This window comes from Deltaproteobacteria bacterium (genome assembly GCA_016178705.1).
Lineage (GTDB): Bacteria > Desulfobacterota > Binatia > HRBIN30 > JACQVA1 > JACOST01.
The window spans coordinates 254,321-271,353 of record JACOST010000030.1 but is presented as its reverse complement, the minus strand read 5'-3'; the positions used below and the strand labels follow the sequence as shown (position 1 = coordinate 271,353).

Sequence of the window (17,033 nt, the reverse complement as noted above, 5' to 3'; positions counted from 1 at the left end):
CTTTGATCGACTGAGCCCGGAAATTCATTCCCCGGCTTCACTGTCGTTCCCCGTTTTGTCGACCGTCTCAGAGGGAGAGGGCACCTTCGCTGCCCCGCGCTTCATTCTTGTCTGCGGTGCGGACAGATTCGGGACACGACGCTAGCGCGCCACCGTGCGCGGTGGCGCCCCGAGCGGCGCCGTGGTTTGCCACTCGAAGGTCACTGCCCGCTTGCTGATGCGCCAGCGATTGGCATCGCGCGCCAGTTCGTCGAAATACTTCATGCCGACCGTGAACAGTTGCGGTTCGGGGGCGCCGTCGATGCGGTGGTAGCAGATGGCGTAGGTCTCACTGCGAGCGCAGTCGCCCGTCAGGTCGATGAGTTGGTTGCCCATCGTGTGCATCGTGCTGGCGAAGCGCGTGAGGGCGTCGCGGATGGCGGGGATCACTTGCTCGATCGGTGCCGGCGGCACGAACAGGTAGTCTGTCATCGCCCCCGGCACGAAGCAGGCGGCGACCAGTTCCCACTCGCGCCGGTCGATGCCGCGCGCGTAGCGCAGGATCACATCGCGGATGTGGGCGCGGTCGAGTAATTCTTGCACGACGGCATCGCTCGGGCTCGGCATCACACTCTCCTTCGCTCGTGGCTCCTCATAGCGTTGACAAAGCGCTGGATTCAACCTAGCCCAGTGGCCAGCGAGGGAGATCAACATGGCGACCGCCAACTTTACGCTCCTCGATGAAACCCGTGCAGTGCAGGTGCCGGGTACGCTCAGTGACGCGCAGGTGCGCATTGCGCCGGTGGCGTTGCAGTCTGCGCTCGGCTGGGAACTCAAACCACAAGGCTTGTGCAAGGATGACATCTGCGTGCCGACCAGTGGCCAGGTCGGGCTCGTCAGCAACGACGGTGTCGACCTCGCGGGCTTCGCGAACGCCGTGCGACGTCCGTTAGCGATGGATCTCGACGAGCGCGTCGCCTGTCTCGGTGTGTCCGCCAGCGATCGCTCGGCGCAACTCGCCTCGCTCACCGCGCCTGACTTCACGCTGCCCGATCTCAACGGCACACCGCACTCGCTGTCCGACTATCGCGGCAAGAAAGTTTTGCTCGTCGCCTATGCCTCGTGGTGAGGCTGCCGCTATGACTTGCCGGTCTGGCAAGGTCTGTACGAAGAACTGAAGGGTCACGGCTTTGTGGTGATCACGGTGGCGCTCGACAAGACCGCGGACGATGCGCGCCCGTTCATCGAGACGGCGGCACCGACGCATCCAAGCTTGATCGACACTGACCACGTGGTGGCCGACCTCTACGACTTCGTCAACGTGCCGACGGTAGTGTGGATCGACGAGCAGGGACGCATCGTGCGGCCCAACGACGTGGCGTTCGGCAGCGATCAGTTCAAAGATCTCCACGGGATCGAATCGGCGCCGCATCATGCCGCGTTGCGCGCGTGGGTGACGCGGAACAAGATCCCGTTCACCCCCGAGCAAGCGCGCGAGCGGCAGATGTTGCCGACCAACGAGGTACAATTGGCGCGTGCCGAATTCACCCTCGCGTGGCACTTGCATCAAGCGGGCAAGACCGACGCGGCCGAGCGCCACTTCGTGCGCGCCGGCGAGCTGGCACCGCACGACTTCACCATCCGCCGCGGCTCGATGCCGATCCGCGGCCTCGACCCGATGGGCGCGCCCTTCGCCGAGCTCTACATGGAGTGGCAGCAAGCCGGGCGACCGTACTACGTGCCGCTGAAGTAGGAGCGGACGCGATTGAAGTCCCTCTCCCTCTGGGAGAGGGTCAGGGTGAGGGCAAGTCATGCACGCAGATTCAACCCAAGAGATTCCACCCGACTTCAGTTTCAACCCGTTCGATGAAGCCACGCGGCGCGATCCGTTTCCGCTCTACGCGCGAGCGCGACGCGAGCAGCCGGTGTATGCGCACACGGAGTTTCCGATCGTGTCGGTGTTTCGCTACGCCGACATCCAGGCGATCTTGAAGGATCCGGTGACCTGGTCGAACAAGTTTCCGCCCCCGCCCGGCATCGACCCGACGATGTTCCCCGAACCGAGCATGCTCGGACAGGATCCGCCGCAGCACACGCGATTGCGCGGCTTGGTCAACCAGGCGTTCACGCCGCGCATCATTCGCCGACTCGAGTCGCGCATGCACGAGATCGCCAACGAGTTACTCGATCGCGCGCTCGAGCAGGGCGAAGTCGACTTGATTCAGGCGCTCACCTATCCGTTACCCGTCACGGTGATCGCCGAGATCATCGGCGTACCGGCGGAAGACCGCGAGCAGTTCAAACAATGGTCGGACGCCGCGGTGGAGAACTTGGGCAATTTGCTGTTCGTTCCGCCCGCCCCCGAACAGATGGTCGAGTTTCGCCGGCGCTTCGATCAGATGCGCGGCTACTTCATCACGCTGGCCGAGGAACGGCGGCGCCAGCCGCGTGAAGATCTGCTGACGGGTCTCGTGCAGGCCGAAGTCGAGGGCTCCAAGCTGACGCACGAGGAGATGCTGCAGATGCTGGTACTGCTTCTCGTGGCCGGCAACGAGACCACGACGACGCTGATCGGCAACGCCGCGCTGACGTTGATCGAACACCCGGAGGCGCTGGCGCGCCTGCGCGCGGAGCCCGATCTGCTGCCGTCGGCGATCGAGGAAGTCTTGCGCTACTCGTCACCGGTGCAGATGGATCCACGGGTCGCCACGCGCCGCGTCGAGCTCCACGGCCACACCATCGAACCGGGTCGGTTCGTCGTCAGCTGGCTCGGCTCCGCCAATCGCGACGAAGAGATGTTCGCCAACGGCGAACGCTTCGACATCGCGCGCGAAGAGAATCGCCACCTCGCGTTTGGCTTCGGCACCCACTACTGCCTGGGCGCCAACCTCGCCCGCCTCGAAGCCCAAGTCGCCATCGGCACGCTGCTCAAACGCACGCGCAGCTTCGAGCGCACGACGAGCGAGCTGCTGCCGCTGCATCCCAGCATCGTCTTCCGCGCGGTGACGAAGTTGCCACTGCGCCTTTATCCCTGATCGCCAAGCAGCCGCGCTTCGAGACGGTGGATGCTCGCGTCGCTCACGCCGGCGGCGCGGGCGTAGTCGCGCATTGAACCGTAGCGCTCGCGCACGCGTGCGAGCAGGGTGATCATGGTTTCGGGTTGCGCGTGTAGGGTATCGGGCGGCAGGGCGCTGAGCATGGTTTGATAGCCTTCGCTCGCCATCAAGCGCTCGATGATGGCGTCGAGGTTCTCCTGCGTCGCGGCGTAGTCGGCGACGATGATCTCGTCTTTGACCCCGAGCACGCCGAGCAGCACGGCCGAAATTACGCCGGTGCGGTCCTTGCCCGCGGCGCAGTGATAGACCGCAGGCGCGTCGGTCTCGGCCAGCGTGGTGAGCACGCGCGCGATGGCGTCCTTGGCGAACTCGGCGAGGAGGACATAGCGATCGGCCAACGTGTATGCGGCGGACTCTTCGCCGCCGCGGCGGGTGTCGCCGTCGAACAGCGGCAGGTGATGGAAGCGGATCGGCTCGCTGCCCAATGGCCCGCGGCCATCGCTGCGGATTTCCGCACTCGAGCGCAGATCGATCACGTCGCCGATGCGCAGCTCGTCGCGCACGCGCGCGATGTCGGCCGCGCTGAGCAGGTGCAACGCATCGCTGCGAAACAATTGACGCCAGCGAACGGTGCGACCATCTACCGTCGGGTAGCCGCCCAGATCGCGAAAGTTGAGGCAGCCCTCGAGCTCGATGACGCGTTGCACGGCGAGACCTCACGCGGGGATGGGCAGCCCGAGCAAGTGGGCCAAGCGACAGCTCGGGATGTTGTTGACGGCGAAGTTCGGATCGGTCGACAATCCCGCGGCCGCGGTCAGATGCGCGACGCGGATCATGATCACGGCGAAACGGAATGCCGCGAACACTTCGTAGTAGGACGCGTGCTCGACGGGGCGCTGCATCAGCGCCTCGTAGCGTGCGATGGTTTCCTCGCGGGTCGGAAATCCTTCCAGGCGCTCGATGCCGAGGCCGGCGCTGTGGTGCCAATCGAGGAAGAGCCACCACGCCAGGTCTTGTTCGGGATTGCCGAGGGTCACCATCTCCCAATCGAGGACGGCGACGCAGCGGCAGTTGTCGAACAGCATGTTGCCGATGCGCGAGTCGCCCCAACACAGGCTCACCGGCTCGTTGCTGGGCTGATGGTCGCGGAGCCAGGCGAGCGCGGGATCACAGGTGGGATGGGCGGCGCCATTGGTCGCCCAGTTGAGGTAGTGGTCATAGTAGCCGAGTTGCTGCGCGAGCGGCGTGCGGCCCCACCGCGGCGCGTCGAGGAAGCCGAAGCCGGCGGCGCGCCAGTCGAGCTGGTGGATGCGGGTCATGACTTCGAGGCCGTCCCACCACAGCGTCGCGCGCTGCGCGGGGGTGAGCTCGGTACAGACATCGGCCGCGTGGTAGCTCGGTTGATCCGGCGGCACGATGCCGGCGATGCGGTCCATCACGTAGAAACTGCTGCCGAGCACAGCCGGGTCGGGCTCCTGCCAACGCATGCGGGGCACCGGCACGTTGGTCGGCGCCAGCAACTGCATGACGCGATACTGCAAGCCAAGATCGTATTCCGGAAAGATCTGCGTCGCCGGCTTGAAGCGCACCACCAACGGCTCGCGGCGCTCGGCGCTGCCGTCGCGATAGGTGAGATCGAACAACAGCGTCTCGTTCGAAAAGCCCATCCCCGGTGCGTGCAAGTCCGAGACCGCCAGGTCACGTGCCGCCGGTAACTGGCGCGCCAGCCACGCGGTCAGTTGCGTGCGCGTGTGCTCGAAGTCTCGTTGATCACCGATCGCCATGGAAACATCCCGCCGCGCGCACAAGAGAGAATCGAGCGGGAAAAGTCAAAGGCGTGAGCACGGACTCGCTTGCGCCGTCGGGCACCTCGGTGTATCTGCCGCACACTTTGTGGAGGCGCTGCCTATGACGCTCAAACGCATTCTGGTGCCGGTGGACTTTTCCGACACGTCGCTGCAAGCGCTCGACTATGCCATCGAATTTGGCAAGCCGTTCAAGGCCGAGTTCATCGTGGTCTTCGTCGTCGAGCCGGTCTACTACGCGACGCCAGCCGACCTCTACGGGCCGGTGGCGGGCTTGAACGTGCTGATCGACGAGCAGCGCCGCATTGGCCGCGAACAGTTGACGCGCCTGGCTGCCGATTTGAAGAAGCGTCGGATCGTGGCTCGCACGATCCTGCAGACTGGCACGGCGTACCAAATCATTGTCGACACCGCCAAGCGTCTGAAGGCGGATCTGATCGTGATGGCGACGCACGGGCGCAGCGGCCTGTCGCACGTGCTGCTCGGCAGCGTCGCCGAGCGCGTCGTGCGCAGCGCCGCGTGTCCGGTGTTGACCGTGCGTGGAGCCAACAAGAAAGTGCGCTCTCGCCGAGGTGGGCGGCGCTAGTGTTGTGTCTCGAAAACGTTCGCACCCCAGACAAGGATGAGGCGCGGAGCAGCGAAGGTTGCCTCTCCCTATGGGGGCTGTCGATTTTCATGCGAACACGCCCTTCGAGACGCCGCCAGAAGAAGGCGGCTCCTCAGGGCGAACGGAAAATGCCATTCAGATCAAGACGAATACCGTTCGGGCTGAGGAGGCCCCGTCTTCTCAGGGGCCGTCTCGAAGCCCTGCTCGCGATTTATCGACACGCCCAGAGGGAGAGGGTGACGGTCGTTGACCTGATGAATCCTCCGATCTCATGAATCGCAGCGCTAAAGACGACGCCCACGTCACCTTCACCGGCGTCGACATGGCGTTCGACGATCGGCCGGTGCTACGCGGCCTGTCGTGCCGCTTTCCGCGCGGCCAGATCTCGGTGATCCTTGGCGGCAGCGGTTCGGGCAAGACCACGGTACTGCGGCTGATCGGCGGTCTCGTGCATCCGCAGCGCGGGAGCATCGTGGTGGCGGGCCATGACATCAGTCAGCTCTCCGAAACCCAGATGTACGTCGTGCGCGCCAAGCTCGGCATGATGTTCCAGGGCGGCGCGTTGCTCGACTCGCTCACGATCTTCGATAACCTGGCCTTTCCGTTGCGCGAGCATACGCGTATGGGCGAAGCGGAGATCGTGGCGGAAGTTCACGCCAACCTCGCCGCCGTCGGGTTGTCGGGCGTCGACGACCTTCTGCCCGGACAACTCTCCGGCGGCATGATCAAGCGCGCGGCGTTGGCGCGCGCCATTATCACCCATCCCGAAATCCTGCTGGTCGACGAGCCGTTCTCCGGCCTTGACCCGATTTCGGTGAAACGCATCGAGGCCCTGCTGTATCGCATCAACCGCGAGCGGCACATCACGATGTTGGTGTCTTCGCATCACATCCCTTCGACGATGCGGATGGCCGATCAAGTGGTGCTGCTGCTGCCCGAGGGACCGGTGGCCGGCTCGCCCGCCGAACTGCAGCGCAGCGCCGACCCGCGCGTCGCCGGCTTTCTCAACGAAGAGCGCGAAGAAGAGCCGCGGCCGGAAACGCCGGGCGCAATACACGAGGGAGCCGCTCCATGATCGGCTTCGTGCGCGACCTCGGCTACGCGGTGCTGCACTTCATCGACCACCTCGGCAAGCTCACTATCTTCACTGGCCAAATCGTGCGCGCGCTGGTCACGCCACCGGTCCGCGTGCGGGTGTTCGTAGCGGAGTTGTTCAACCTCGGAGTCCTGTCGCTGGTGATCATCTGCGTGTGCGGGCTGGCCGTCGGCATGGTGCTCGGGCTGCAAGGCTACAATACCCTGGTCCGGTTCGGCGCGGAGAACTCACTCGGCGCAGTGGTCGGATTGAGTCTGATTCGCGAGCTTGGCCCGGTGCTCACCGCCTTGTTGACCACCGGTCGCGCCGGCTCGGCCACCACCGCCGAGATCGGTACCATGGTGGCCACAGAACAACTCGATGGCTTGCGTATGATGTCGGTCAACCCGATCCACCTGGTGGTGATGCCGAAAACGATGGCGATGATCTGCGTGATGCCGCTGCTGTCGGCGCTATTCATTGTGTTCGGGCTGGCAGGCGGGTATTTCGTCGGCGTGAACCTGATGGGAGTAGATGGTGGCACCTACATCGCGAGCTTGCAGTCGGCGGTCGACTACTACGATGACGTCGCCGGCAGTCTGCTCAAGGCGCTGGTGTTCGGTGTGTTGGTGGGATTGATCGCCACGTATCGCGGCTACACCTGCGCGCCGACTTCGGCCGGGGTCAGCTCGGCGACGACGTCGACCGTGGTGATCGGATCGGTGTCGGTGCTGATCTTCGACTACTTCATCACGGCGTTGTGGGGAGTGTAATGAGTCGTTCACCCACCCGGGATTTCATCGTTGGTTTGTTCGTGGTCGCTGGCCTCGGCGCCATCGCGTACCTGTCGATGAACGTCGGCGGCTACACGTTTCGCAGTGACGGCGGGCTGACGTTGTTTGCCGCCTTCGATCAGACCGGCGGCCTCAAGGCGCGCGCCCCCGTCGTCATCGCCGGCGTCCGCGTCGGCCAAGTCGACTCGATTGCGCTCGATACCAACTTCCGTGCGCGCGCCAAGCTGAACCTCGAGAGCACCCTCAAGTTGCCGGTCGACACGTCGGCTTCGATCGTCACCGCGGGCTTGCTGGGCGATCGCTACATCTCGTTGCAACTCGGCGGGGAAGAGCGCTACCTGCAGCCGGGTGACGAGATCACCATGACCGAGTCGGCGGTTATCCTCGAACGCCTGATCGGCAAACTGATTCACAGCACGGACGTACAGAAGCCGGAGTAAGGATGACGCCGCCCATGCGCACACTCGAGACCATCATCCGAATCCTGCGAATCCTGTTCGCCATGCCGCTCGTGGTCGGAACGGTGTGCGTACCTGCCGCGTTCGCCGCGTCCAACCCGTCGTCCGCCGCCGCCGCCCCGTCCGACCACGATCCAATTGAGCCATTCAATCGCGCAATCTTCTGGTTCAACGATCACGTCGACATGTACGTGCTGGAGCCGGTGGCGAAAGGCTACGACGCGATCACCCCGAAACGAGTGCAACAGTGCCTGACGAACTTCTTTTTGAACCTGCGCTTTCCGATCGTGGCGGTCAATGATTTGCTGCAGGCCAAGTTCGTGCCCACCGCTTCTGACGTAGGCCGATTTACGGTCAACACGACGGTGGGTCTCGCCGGTTTTTTTGATCCAGCGAGCGACTGGGGGCTGGAACAGCACGATGAGGACTTCGGTCAAACCCTTGGCTACTGGGGCGTGCCCGCCGGGCCGTTTCTCATGCTGCCGTTGTGGGGTCCGTCGAACATTCGCGACACCGTCGGGTTGGCGGGTGATTCGGCCGCCGCGGTCTATCCGTGGTTCATTCCGTTCTACTACAGCGGTGGGGCGCGAGTGGTGAGCACCGTGAACGGCCGCGCGCAGGTGCTGAAGGAAGTCAGCGAAGTCAGAGAGGCGTCGGTTGATTACTACGTGGCGGTGCGCAACGCCTACAGCCAGCATCGCGACGAACTGATCAACGACCGCGCCGGCATGTCGCAACAAGAGCAAGAAGATTTGTACAGCGTCGACACCAACGGAGGGAATTGAGCCGTGCGCTACGAAGCAAGAGCCGAACGACACCACCGCGTCGCGTTCAACCCAGCGTTCACCATGCGGCAGGGGCTGCTGCTGATGCTGGCGGCCGTGATGTGCACCGCCGCATCGCGCGCCGCCGACACGCCGCCGATAGTGGTACAGCACCTGGTCGATTCGGTCACCGCCGTGCTGGCGGAGAAAGGGTTGACCGCAGAGCAGAAACGCAAACGCATCGAGGAGATCGCTTACGTCCAGTTCAACTTCGAGACCATCTCCAAGCTAGTGCTGGCGCGCAACTGGCGCGACCTGTCGCCCGCCCAGCAAAAAGAGTTCATGGAGGAGTTCAAGCGCCACCTCACCGTTACCTACGGCAAGAACGTCGAAAGCTACAACAACGAGCGCGCCGTCGTCGTCGGCGATCGCGCCGAGGCACGCGAAGATTGGACGGTGAAGACGAAGATCCTTCGCCCCAACGCAGCCGAGGTGTTGGTTGACTACCGCTTGCGTAAAGACCCCGACGGCGAGTGGCGCATCATCGATGTGATTATTGAAGGCGTGAGTCTGGTGGCGAACTTCCGCTCGCAGTTCCAGGAAATCATCACCACCAGCGGTACCCCGAAGCTGATCGAGTTGCTGCGCGAGAAAAACGCCAAGGGCGAACCCCTTAAGGCCTCGTAGGTTCGCGGCTTGCGCCAGCCAGAAGGAACCCCTCGATACGCCGGCCTTCGATACGAAGCCTTCGGCTTCTACTCAGTCCCGCTACTCGGGGAAGCGGTTGTTTGTTTCACGGAATCCAAAATCCGTTTGCCCGAGTAGTGAGCGGAGCGAACGTATCGAGGGCGCGCTAGTCTTTGCCGGCAAGGTAGTCCGCGAGCAGGCCACGGCTGTGCTCGTCCTCGTGGCAATCCACGCAGAGATTTTCCCAATTGCTGCCGTCGGGCGGGTTGTTCTCGTGGTTGCCGTCCTTGTGGTGGACCGTGAGCAGGTGCAAGTTGCCGGCGTCGAACTCGCGCGCACACTTGGCGCAGATCCAGCCGTGCAATTCGAGTGAACGGGCGCGATACCCCTGCTGGCGCGCCGCGACCGCGGTTTTGGCCGCTTGCATGATCGCCTCAATGTCAGGCGGTGGCGTCGTCGAGCGATGGCGTTTCGGCCGGAAGCTGCGCGCGGACATGAGTACACTATACCGATGTGTGGGTCTGCGTTGAACCCCCATCGCTGACTTCTTCTTCCAATACCTTGAGGGCGTGCCCGCCATTGGCTAGAGTCGCGCTTGCTGGAGGGTCTCACGTGCCGACTGCCGACGAGTGTTACGATCAAGCAGTGGATTGTGTGGCGGACGGCGATCTCGACGGCGCGATCGCCAAGTACCGCGAAGCGCTGGCGTTGAATGCCGACTTCGCCGACGCCTGGGAAGGGCTATCGATGGCGCTCGCCGACCAGGAACTGTGGGACGAGGCGATCACCGCCGCCAAGCGTGTAGTCGATCTCAACCCCGACGATCAGCTCCCGTACACCAATCTCTCGCGCATCTATCAGCGTTCCGGCAACGTGCCCGACGCTGAGTCGTGGGCGGCGAAGGGCCGCATCATCGAGTGGAAGCAGCAATTGAAGGCGGGCAAGCCGCAATCGTGAATCGTGTTCGTGACTCGTGCTCGTGAGTCGTCGGACCGGCGGTCGAACCAATCCGTCGAGTCACGAGCACGAATCACGAGCCACGACCATCAGAATCGATCCGACAACCAGAAGACCGAACGTTCGGGCGGAAACAGGTTTGGGAAGAAGTCCTCGCGCTCGACCTCGGCAACCGTAACGCCGAGCTTGGCCGCCAACCGCTCGGGCGAGATCACGCGCCACATCCAGAAGACGTCATCCACCGCCCGCAACGTGAGTCCGCGCGTTTGCAAACTCGCTTGCACCCGCGGTTCGTGAGCGAGCTGTGCCAGCGTGCCTGGTAGCGTGCGCCCCTCCACCGTGTGGAGGCGGCACGTGAGATCGGCCAGCGCATCCTCGTGCCCCGGCAGATAGCCGTGCTCCATGATCAGATAGTAGCCGTACAACGTCGTGGCGCGCGCGTAGGCGATCACTTCACTACCGGCATGGGCGACCAGAAAGTCTTCTTCGAGATTGCCCGCGTAGCGCAGCTGCCCCAGCCAATAGGGGTAATCGCGCACGGTGGTGCCGGGCAACGCTCCGCTGTAGGCGTCGTAGACCTGCATCACCGAGTCGAGGTCGCGCGCCGGTACGAACGGGTCGATGGCATAGCGGCCCGATGTCGCCGCGTCGCCGGGCTCGATGAAAACGAAGCGGCGCGGATGACTGCTCCAGCCGTGGCGGCCGTAGAACGCGAGCCGGACGGCGAACAACAGGGAGAGATCGAAACCGTACGCGTCCATCGCCGCGATCGCATGGGTGAGTACTTGCGACGCGGTGCCGCGCTCGCGATACGCGTCGGTGGTGAAGACGTTGCCCACGCCGGCGACGCGGAGTGTGGCGCCGCCGACGCGCACGTCTTTCGCGAACACTTGCAGCGTGCTCACCAGGCGCTCGCCGTCGAGCGCGACGAAGCACAGTTCGTCGCGAAACGCGGGATCGTGATCGAAATAGCGACCGAAGAACTCGGCGCTGATCCATTCGCCGAGCAGGTTCAGCACCGCTCCGCGCTCGTGGCGCGTGATGGCGCGGATGGTGAGTGGGCGATCAGTCGGAGCGGGCGAGTCCATGCGAGCCGGGCGACGCTAGTACATCGGGCTCGCGGTGCGCAATGCGCTGCACGAGTGTGTCATGGGTAGGGTTAGTTTGTGCCCGCATTGGCACCGAGTGCCGCGCCATCACCAACCACTCTCGGGGAGGTAGTGATGGCACAACTGCCGGGCCAGTTCCCGTATACGCTCGGGGTGCGCGGCGGCACCGCGGAATTTCTCAAACGACTGGAGTAGATAGTGCACCTCGTCATAGTCCACTTTTTCTTTGACTGCTCGCTTCGCCATCGCCGTCCATATTCTTTCGACGGTTTCCATCAGGTTGACGGCGATCTGGCGGTCGGGGGCATTCAGCGGCACCGCTTTACAAATGTCCACAGCTTCCCCCAAACTATTGAGCTCGCGATCTGGCCAGTCTTCCCGCCGCTCAAAGGGCCGCGTCCACACATCGACCTTTTTCTGGGCATCGCCCAGGATAGAGGTCAGTGCCGTTCCGGCCCGCTGCATGTGGACATTAGATCCACCCTCCGCGATCGCATTGAGAATCTCAGACGCCAGACTGTCCTCGTCCTGATGCTGTTCGCATCTGATGCGCACTATGAACATTCTGTTCCTTCCCTTCCTGCGTCACTCACGCTCGCTGCGCTGTGCGCTCGCTGCGTTGGGCGCTCTGGGCCACGCTCGCACTCGCCGTTTGCTCGGACAACGTACAGGCGTGGCGTATTGACGTTCGGACGTTGTCCGACCGTGCTGTCAAGTATGCGTGCATTGTACCAGAACGATAGCGCGCGGTGTCAACTGCAGGCATGAGGGCTCTAAACTGACCCACGAGCGTGTCACTACTCGCATTGCCGCTCCGCGGAGCGCGTGCTAGACGGTGCGCCTTCGATCGGAGCCGAATGTCCACCGTCACCATGGAGAAGATCGTGAACCTCGCCAAACGGCGTGGGTTCGTGTTTCAGTCGAGCGAGATCTACGGCGGCTTTGCCAGCACCTGGGATTACGGACCGCTCGGGGTCGAACTCAAGCGCAACATTCGTGAGTCGTGGTGGCGGTACATGGTCACGTCGCGCGACCACATGGTCGGCATCGAGAGCGCGATCCTGATGCATCCGCGCGTGTGGGAAGCCTCGGGACACATCGCCGGCTTCTCCGACCCGTTGATCGATTGCAAGAAGTGCAAGTCGCGCTTCCGCGCCGATCACGTCGCCACCGCGCAGTGCCCCGAGCGACCGTCGAAACACCCCGGCGAGTGCGGCGGTGAGCTGACCGAGTCGCGCCAGTTCAATTTGATGTTCAAGACGTTCGTCGGCCCGGTCGAGGAAGACGCGTCGGTCGCCTTCCTCCGTCCCGAGACCGCGCAGGGCATGTTCGTCAACTTCCTCAACGTGCTGCAGTCGGGTCGCCTCAAGCCGCCGTTCGGCATTGCGCAGATCGGCAAGTCGTTCCGCAACGAGATCACGCCCGGCAACTTCATCTTCCGCACCCGCGAGTTCGAGCAGATGGAGATGGAGTTCTTCGTCAAGCCCGGCAACGACGACGAGTGGTTCGACTTTTGGCGCAGCGAGCGGCTCAATTGGTACACGAAGGAGCTCGGCATCAAGGCCGACAACCTCCGCCTCCATCACTACGGACCGGACGAACTCGCGCACTACGCGAAGGCGTGCTCGGACATCGAGTATCAGTTCCCGTTCGGTTGGAGCGAACTCGAAGGCGTCGCCAACCGCACCGATTTCGATCTCAAGCAACACGCCGAGTACAGCGGTAAGGATCTCAGCTTCTACGACGAGGAGACCAAGGAGCGCTACGTCCCCTACGTGATCGAACCGGCCGTTGGTGTCGATCGTGTTCTCCTCATCCTGATGCTCGACGCCTACGACGAAGACGTTGCGGAAGGCGAAACGCGTGCGGTGCTGCGCTTCAAGCCGAGCATGGCGCCGGTGAAGGCGGCGGTCCTTCCGCTGCTGCGCAAGGACGGGCAGCCCGAGAAGGCCAAGGAAATTGTGTCGATGCTGAAGCAGCGCTGGGTGGTGCAGTACGATCAGGCGGGCTCGATCGGTCGTCGCTATCGGCGGCAAGACGAAATCGGCACGCCGTTCGGGATCACGGTCGATCATCAGACGATGGCCGACAACACGGTCACGTTGCGCGATCGCGACTCGATGCAGCAGGAGCGCCTTCCCATCGATCGGCTGGTCGACGAACTACGGCGACGGATTGAGGCATGAAGAAGAAGTCGAAAGTCGAAAGTCGAAAGTCGAAAGGCAAACCTGTTCGGCCCGCCGCGAAGAAGTCAGTGCGGCGCGGCGCGCCCAAAGGTCCGACCATCAGCCATAAGCGATCAGCCATCAGCAGCGCCGCGAAGCGGCGCTACGTCTACGCCTTTGGCGGCGGCAAGGCCGATGGCAACGCGAAGTTGAAGGCGCTGCTCGGCGGCAAGGGCGCCAACCTCGCCGAGATGGCCGGCCTTGGTCTGCCGGTGCCGCCGGGATTCACCGTCTCAACCGAAGTCTGTACCTACTACTACGCCAACCGGCGCACCTATCCACGCACGCTGCGCGACGACGTGACCAAACAGCTCGGGCGCGTCGAGCAGCTCGTCGGCAAACGCTTCGGTGATCCAGCCAATCCGTTGCTGGTCTCCGTGCGTTCCGGTGCCCGGGCGTCGATGCCGGGCATGATGGATACGATCCTCAATCTCGGCCTCAACGACGAGACCGTGAAGGGCGTGATTGCGCTGACCGGCAATCCGCGCTTCGCGTACGATTCGTATCGCCGCTTCGTGTCGATGTACGGTGACGTCGTGCTCGATCTCAAGCCAGCGTCGAAACACGAGATCGATCCCTTCGAAGAAATTCTCGAGCGCAAGAAGCACGCGCGCGGCGTGAAGCTCGACACGGAGTTGACGGCCGACGACCTGCGCGAGTTGGTCGGTGAATTCAAGGACGCGATCCGCGCTCGCAAGGGCGTCGCCTTTCCCGAAGATCCGCAGGAGCAACTATGGGGCGCGATGGGCGCGGTGTTCGGCTCGTGGATGAACGAGCGCGCCATCGTCTACCGCAAGCTCAACAGCATCCCCGAAGACTGGGGCACCGCGGTCAACGTGCAGTCGATGGTGTTCGGCAACATGGGCGACGATTCCGGCACCGGCGTCGCCTTCACCCGCGATCCGGCCACCGGCGAGAATATTTTCTACGGCGAATTTCTGATGAACGCGCAGGGCGAAGATGTCGTGGCCGGCACGCGCACGCCGCTCGCCATCGCCCAGCTGGAAGCTGAGAACGCGCGGGTCTACCAAGAACTCATCGGCATTCGCCGTACGCTCGAACGGCACTACCACGAGATGATGGACATCGAGTTCACCATTCAACAGGGCACGCTCTACATGCTGCAGTGCCGCGTCGGAAAGCGTACCGGCGGCGCGGCGATCAAGATCGCCCTCGATATGGTCGACGAGCGCCTGATCACCACGCGCGACGCGTTGCTGCGCGTCGAACCGGATCAGCTCAATCAACTGCTGAGCCCAACTTTCCTCGTCGCCGAGAAGGAACGCGCCGTGCGTGAGCAGCGGCTGCTGGCGAAGGGCCTCAACGCCGGACCGGGCGCCGCGGCCGGCCGCGCGTACTTCAACGCCGAAGACGCCGAAGCGGCCGCCACCCGCGGTGAGAAGGTCGTTCTGGTTCGCATCGAAACTTCGCCGGAAGATATCCGCGGGATGGCGGCGTCGGAGGGCATTCTGACCGCGCGCGGTGGCATGACCAGTCACGCCGCGCTGGTGGCCCGCCAGATGGGCAAGGTGTGCGTCGCCGGCTGCGAGCCGCTGCTGATCGACTATCGCACGCGTGAAATGCGGGTTACGGGGCGTGACGTGGTGATCAAGGAAGGCGATACCCTGTCGATCGACGGCACGACGGGCGAAGTGTTCCAAGGCCACATAGCCACCGAACCAAGCGAAGTCGTGCGCGTATTGGTCGACCGCTCGCTCGCACCGGCACAGGCGCCGGTCTACCAACAGTACGCGCGGATCATGCAGTGGGCCGATCGCGAGCGGACGCTGAAGGTGCGCACCAACGCCGATCAGCCCGACCAGTGCCGCAACGCGATCGCGTTCGGCGCCGAAGGCGTCGGTCTCTGCCGCACCGAGCACATGTTCTTTGGCGAGGGTAAGATCGAACCGATGCGCGAGATGATTCTCGCCGAATCGGTAACCGAACGCCGCGCGGCGCTGGCGAAGTTGCTGCCGCTGCAGCGGGCCGACTTCGAGGGCATCTTCCGCGAGATGGGCGGCAAGCCTGTGACCATCCGGACCATCGATCCGCCGTTGCATGAGTTTCTGCCGCACGACGAGGCCGGGCAGCGCGAGATCGGCGAGCAGATGGGCATTTCAACCGAACGCATTCGTGCGCGCGTCGAAGCGCTGCACGAGTTCAATCCGATGCTTGGCCTGCGTGGCTGCCGTCTCGGTATCATCTATCCCGAGATCACCGAGATGCAGGCGCGCGCGATTTTCGAGGCGGCCGCCGACGTGCAACGCGGCGGGACGAAGGTGGAGCCCGAAGTGATGATCCCGCTGGTCGGGCACGTGAAGGAGTTGCAGCTCCAAGCCGCGATCGTCCGGCGCGTCGCGGACGACGTGATGAAGGAGACCGGCGTGAAGTTCAAGTACCTGGTCGGCACGATGATCGAGATCCCGCGCGGGGCGCTGACGGCCGATGCAATCGCGAGCGTGGCGGAATTCTTCTCCTTCGGCACCAACGATCTGACCCAGACCACGCTCGGCGTGTCACGCGACGACGCGGCGCGCTTCCTCACCCCGTACGTGGAGCAGTACGAGATCTACGCTCGCGACCCGTTCGAGTCGATCGATCAGGAAGGCGTGGGTGCGCTGATGCGCATCGCCGTCGACAAGGGGCGTGCGGCGCGCCCGGGCATCAAGCTCGGCATTTGCGGCGAGCACGGCGGCGATCCCGAGTCGGTGAAGTTCTGCCACCGCATCGGTTTGAACTACGTCTCGTGCTCCCCGTTTCGCGTCCCGATCGCCCGTCTCGCCGCCGCCCACGCCGCCCTCGGCGCCGGCGGCGAGAGCGAAGCGTAACGCGGTCGATACCACCTGCGGTCCGAGTTTGCCGCTTTGACGGCGTAAGAACCGGGCACTCCGTCGCCCGCCAGTGATGGGCATGCTACAGTCGTGCGGTGCCGACGGTGCGATATGGGGATTTCCGATGGGATTCCACCAAGGCGGCCGCCAACGTTCGCAAGCACGGTGTCACCTTTGAGGAGGCGGCATCTGTTTTCCTGGATGACCTCGCTGTGCCATACGCAGATGCGATGAACGAAGACCGTTTGATCTTGATCGGGATGTCGTTGCGTTCGAACCTTCTTCTGGTTGTGTTTGCCGAGCGACGCAGCGGCGAGGTCATTCGCATCATCAGCGCGCGACGTGCGACACAGCGAGAACGGAGGGCGTATGAAGAAGGCGATCAAGCGCCAACAACCCAGCGCGGAGTCGCTCCGCGCGTTTCCTGAGGTAGATTTCTCACAGTTGCAGCGCGGCCGCCGCGGCAAGTATGCGCACCTACTAACGGGCGAAGCGGTTCGCGCGGTGGTGATCGACCAGGATTTGTGGGAGCACTTCGGCAGCACGCAAGCGATCAACTCCGCGCTCCGGATGCTGGTTGACCTTGCAACGAAAGGGCGTGGTCGGAACGCGTCCACAGGAAGAACGCGCCGAGCCGCGTGAGAGTCAGAGGTTCCCGCGATGGAATTTCCACGAAGGCGTCGGGC

At 63.7% G+C, this 17,033-nt stretch carries 19 protein-coding genes and 1 pseudogene; 14 read left to right on the top strand and 6 right to left on the bottom strand.

The features are described from left to right. Nucleotides 1-141: 141 nt before the first annotated feature. Nucleotides 142-606, bottom strand: a complete 465-nt coding sequence (locus HYR72_22215; protein MBI1817701.1) for a nuclear transport factor 2 family protein — start codon at nt 604-606, stop codon at nt 142-144. Nucleotides 607-934: 328 nt separating this feature from the next. Here HYR72_22215 and HYR72_22210 point away from each other — a divergent pair. The 3 genes and pseudogenes from HYR72_22210 (at nt 935) to HYR72_22200 (ending at nt 3,014) form a co-directional block, all read left to right on the top strand. After that, nucleotides 935-1,087, top strand: a pseudogene (locus tag HYR72_22210) (redoxin domain-containing protein). Between the two features lie 36 nt (nt 1,088-1,123). After that, nucleotides 1,124-1,732, top strand: a complete 609-nt coding sequence (locus tag HYR72_22205) for a TlpA family protein disulfide reductase (GenBank protein MBI1817700.1) — start codon at nt 1,124-1,126, stop codon at nt 1,730-1,732. Between the two features lie 58 nt (nt 1,733-1,790). Continuing rightward, nucleotides 1,791-3,014 carry a cytochrome P450 gene (locus HYR72_22200; GenBank protein MBI1817699.1) on the top strand — a complete coding sequence of 408 codons (1,224 nt, stop codon included), beginning with the start codon at nt 1,791-1,793 and terminating at the stop codon, nt 3,012-3,014. On the opposite strand, the gene HYR72_22195 is transcribed toward HYR72_22200, so the two are convergent. Both HYR72_22195 and HYR72_22190 read right to left on the bottom strand, forming a co-directional pair. Then, nucleotides 3,005-3,742: a tyrosine-protein phosphatase gene (locus tag HYR72_22195; protein ID MBI1817698.1), complete on the bottom strand. Its 738-nt coding sequence runs from the start codon at nt 3,740-3,742 to the stop codon at nt 3,005-3,007. The genes HYR72_22200 and HYR72_22195 overlap by 10 nt on opposite strands. A gap of 9 nt (nt 3,743-3,751) precedes the next feature. Continuing rightward, complete coding sequence (locus tag HYR72_22190) at nt 3,752-4,819, bottom strand: phosphotransferase family protein (GenBank protein MBI1817697.1); 1,068 nt, start codon at nt 4,817-4,819, stop codon at nt 3,752-3,754. 118 nt (nt 4,820-4,937) lie between these two features. Here HYR72_22190 and HYR72_22185 point away from each other — a divergent pair, with 118 nt between their 5' ends. The 6 genes from HYR72_22185 to HYR72_22160 all read left to right on the top strand — a co-directional run bounded on the left by HYR72_22185 (nt 4,938) and on the right by HYR72_22160 (nt 9,225). Beyond that, complete coding sequence (locus HYR72_22185; GenBank protein ID MBI1817696.1) at nt 4,938-5,426, top strand: universal stress protein; 489 nt, start codon at nt 4,938-4,940, stop codon at nt 5,424-5,426. Nucleotides 5,427-5,718: 292 nt separating this feature from the next. Further along, nucleotides 5,719-6,522, top strand: a complete 804-nt coding sequence (locus HYR72_22180) for an ATP-binding cassette domain-containing protein (GenBank protein ID MBI1817695.1) — start codon at nt 5,719-5,721, stop codon at nt 6,520-6,522. Next, complete coding sequence (locus tag HYR72_22175) at nt 6,519-7,295, top strand: ABC transporter permease (protein MBI1817694.1); 777 nt, start codon at nt 6,519-6,521, stop codon at nt 7,293-7,295. The genes HYR72_22180 and HYR72_22175 overlap by 4 nt, the downstream gene beginning before the upstream one ends. Beyond that, the gene (gene mlaD / locus HYR72_22170) at nt 7,295-7,756 is read left to right on the top strand and encodes an outer membrane lipid asymmetry maintenance protein MlaD (GenBank protein MBI1817693.1); all 462 of its coding nucleotides are present in this window, start codon (nt 7,295-7,297) and stop codon (nt 7,754-7,756) included. Before HYR72_22175 ends, mlaD begins: the two co-directional genes overlap by 1 nt. Nucleotides 7,757-7,770: 14 nt before the next feature. Continuing rightward, the gene (locus HYR72_22165; GenBank protein ID MBI1817692.1) at nt 7,771-8,559 is read left to right on the top strand and encodes a VacJ family lipoprotein; all 789 of its coding nucleotides are present in this window, start codon (nt 7,771-7,773) and stop codon (nt 8,557-8,559) included. A gap of 3 nt (nt 8,560-8,562) precedes the next feature. Next, complete coding sequence (locus HYR72_22160) at nt 8,563-9,225, top strand: ABC transporter substrate-binding protein (GenBank protein ID MBI1817691.1); 663 nt, start codon at nt 8,563-8,565, stop codon at nt 9,223-9,225. Between the two features lie 166 nt (nt 9,226-9,391). Here HYR72_22160 and HYR72_22155 read toward each other — a convergent pair whose 3' ends face one another. Then, nucleotides 9,392-9,721, bottom strand: a complete 330-nt coding sequence (locus HYR72_22155) for an HNH nuclease family protein (GenBank protein ID MBI1817690.1) — start codon at nt 9,719-9,721, stop codon at nt 9,392-9,394. Nucleotides 9,722-9,837: 116 nt separating this feature from the next. Here HYR72_22155 and HYR72_22150 point away from each other — a divergent pair, with 116 nt between their 5' ends. Beyond that, nucleotides 9,838-10,182, top strand: a complete 345-nt coding sequence (locus HYR72_22150; GenBank protein MBI1817689.1) for a tetratricopeptide repeat protein — start codon at nt 9,838-9,840, stop codon at nt 10,180-10,182. 89 nt (nt 10,183-10,271) lie between these two features. Here the strand turns inward: HYR72_22150 and HYR72_22145 are convergent, their stop codons facing one another. Continuing rightward, complete coding sequence (locus tag HYR72_22145) at nt 10,272-11,270, bottom strand: GNAT family N-acetyltransferase (GenBank protein MBI1817688.1); 999 nt, start codon at nt 11,268-11,270, stop codon at nt 10,272-10,274. A gap of 108 nt (nt 11,271-11,378) precedes the next feature. After that, entirely contained in the window at nt 11,379-11,855 is a 477-nt protein-coding gene (locus tag HYR72_22140) for a hypothetical protein (protein ID MBI1817687.1), read from the bottom strand. A gap of 293 nt (nt 11,856-12,148) precedes the next feature. On the opposite strand from HYR72_22140, the gene HYR72_22135 reads away from it, so the two are divergent. The 4 genes from HYR72_22135 (at nt 12,149) to HYR72_22120 (ending at nt 16,989) form a co-directional block, all read left to right on the top strand. After that, nucleotides 12,149-13,477, top strand: a complete 1,329-nt coding sequence (locus tag HYR72_22135) for a glycine--tRNA ligase (protein ID MBI1817686.1) — start codon at nt 12,149-12,151, stop codon at nt 13,475-13,477. Then, entirely contained in the window at nt 13,474-16,344 is a 2,871-nt protein-coding gene (locus HYR72_22130) for a pyruvate, phosphate dikinase (protein MBI1817685.1), read from the top strand. The genes HYR72_22135 and HYR72_22130 overlap by 4 nt, the downstream gene beginning before the upstream one ends. Nucleotides 16,345-16,451: 107 nt before the next feature. Continuing rightward, nucleotides 16,452-16,775 carry a BrnT family toxin gene (locus tag HYR72_22125; protein ID MBI1817684.1) on the top strand — a complete coding sequence of 108 codons (324 nt, stop codon included), beginning with the start codon at nt 16,452-16,454 and terminating at the stop codon, nt 16,773-16,775. Then, nucleotides 16,717-16,989: a hypothetical protein gene (locus HYR72_22120; protein ID MBI1817683.1), complete on the top strand. Its 273-nt coding sequence runs from the start codon at nt 16,717-16,719 to the stop codon at nt 16,987-16,989. Before HYR72_22125 ends, HYR72_22120 begins: the two co-directional genes overlap by 59 nt. Nucleotides 16,990-17,033: the final 44 nt, after the last annotated feature.

Excerpts from the sequence above, each read along its gene's own strand:
- HYR72_22155 (MBI1817690.1), bottom strand. The coding sequence starts at position 9,721 with ATGTCCGCGCGCAGCTTCCGGCCGAAACGCCATCGCTCGACGACGCCA.
- HYR72_22175 (MBI1817694.1), top strand. The coding sequence starts at position 6,519 with ATGATCGGCTTCGTGCGCGACCTCGGCTACGCGGTGCTGCACTTCATC.
- HYR72_22215 (MBI1817701.1), bottom strand. The coding sequence starts at position 606 with ATGCCGAGCCCGAGCGATGCCGTCGTGCAAGAATTACTCGACCGCGCC.
- HYR72_22200 (MBI1817699.1), top strand. The coding sequence starts at position 1,791 with ATGCACGCAGATTCAACCCAAGAGATTCCACCCGACTTCAGTTTCAAC.
- mlaD (MBI1817693.1), top strand. The coding sequence starts at position 7,295 with ATGAGTCGTTCACCCACCCGGGATTTCATCGTTGGTTTGTTCGTGGTC.
- HYR72_22135 (MBI1817686.1), top strand. The coding sequence starts at position 12,149 with ATGTCCACCGTCACCATGGAGAAGATCGTGAACCTCGCCAAACGGCGT.
- HYR72_22140 (MBI1817687.1), bottom strand. The coding sequence starts at position 11,855 with ATGTTCATAGTGCGCATCAGATGCGAACAGCATCAGGACGAGGACAGT.
- HYR72_22180 (MBI1817695.1), top strand. The coding sequence starts at position 5,719 with ATGAATCGCAGCGCTAAAGACGACGCCCACGTCACCTTCACCGGCGTC.
- HYR72_22165 (MBI1817692.1), top strand. The coding sequence starts at position 7,771 with ATGCGCACACTCGAGACCATCATCCGAATCCTGCGAATCCTGTTCGCC.
- HYR72_22145 (MBI1817688.1), bottom strand. The coding sequence starts at position 11,270 with ATGGACTCGCCCGCTCCGACTGATCGCCCACTCACCATCCGCGCCATC.
- HYR72_22120 (MBI1817683.1), top strand. The coding sequence starts at position 16,717 with ATGAAGAAGGCGATCAAGCGCCAACAACCCAGCGCGGAGTCGCTCCGC.
- HYR72_22130 (MBI1817685.1), top strand. The coding sequence starts at position 13,474 with ATGAAGAAGAAGTCGAAAGTCGAAAGTCGAAAGTCGAAAGGCAAACCT.
- HYR72_22190 (MBI1817697.1), bottom strand. The coding sequence starts at position 4,819 with ATGGCGATCGGTGATCAACGAGACTTCGAGCACACGCGCACGCAACTG.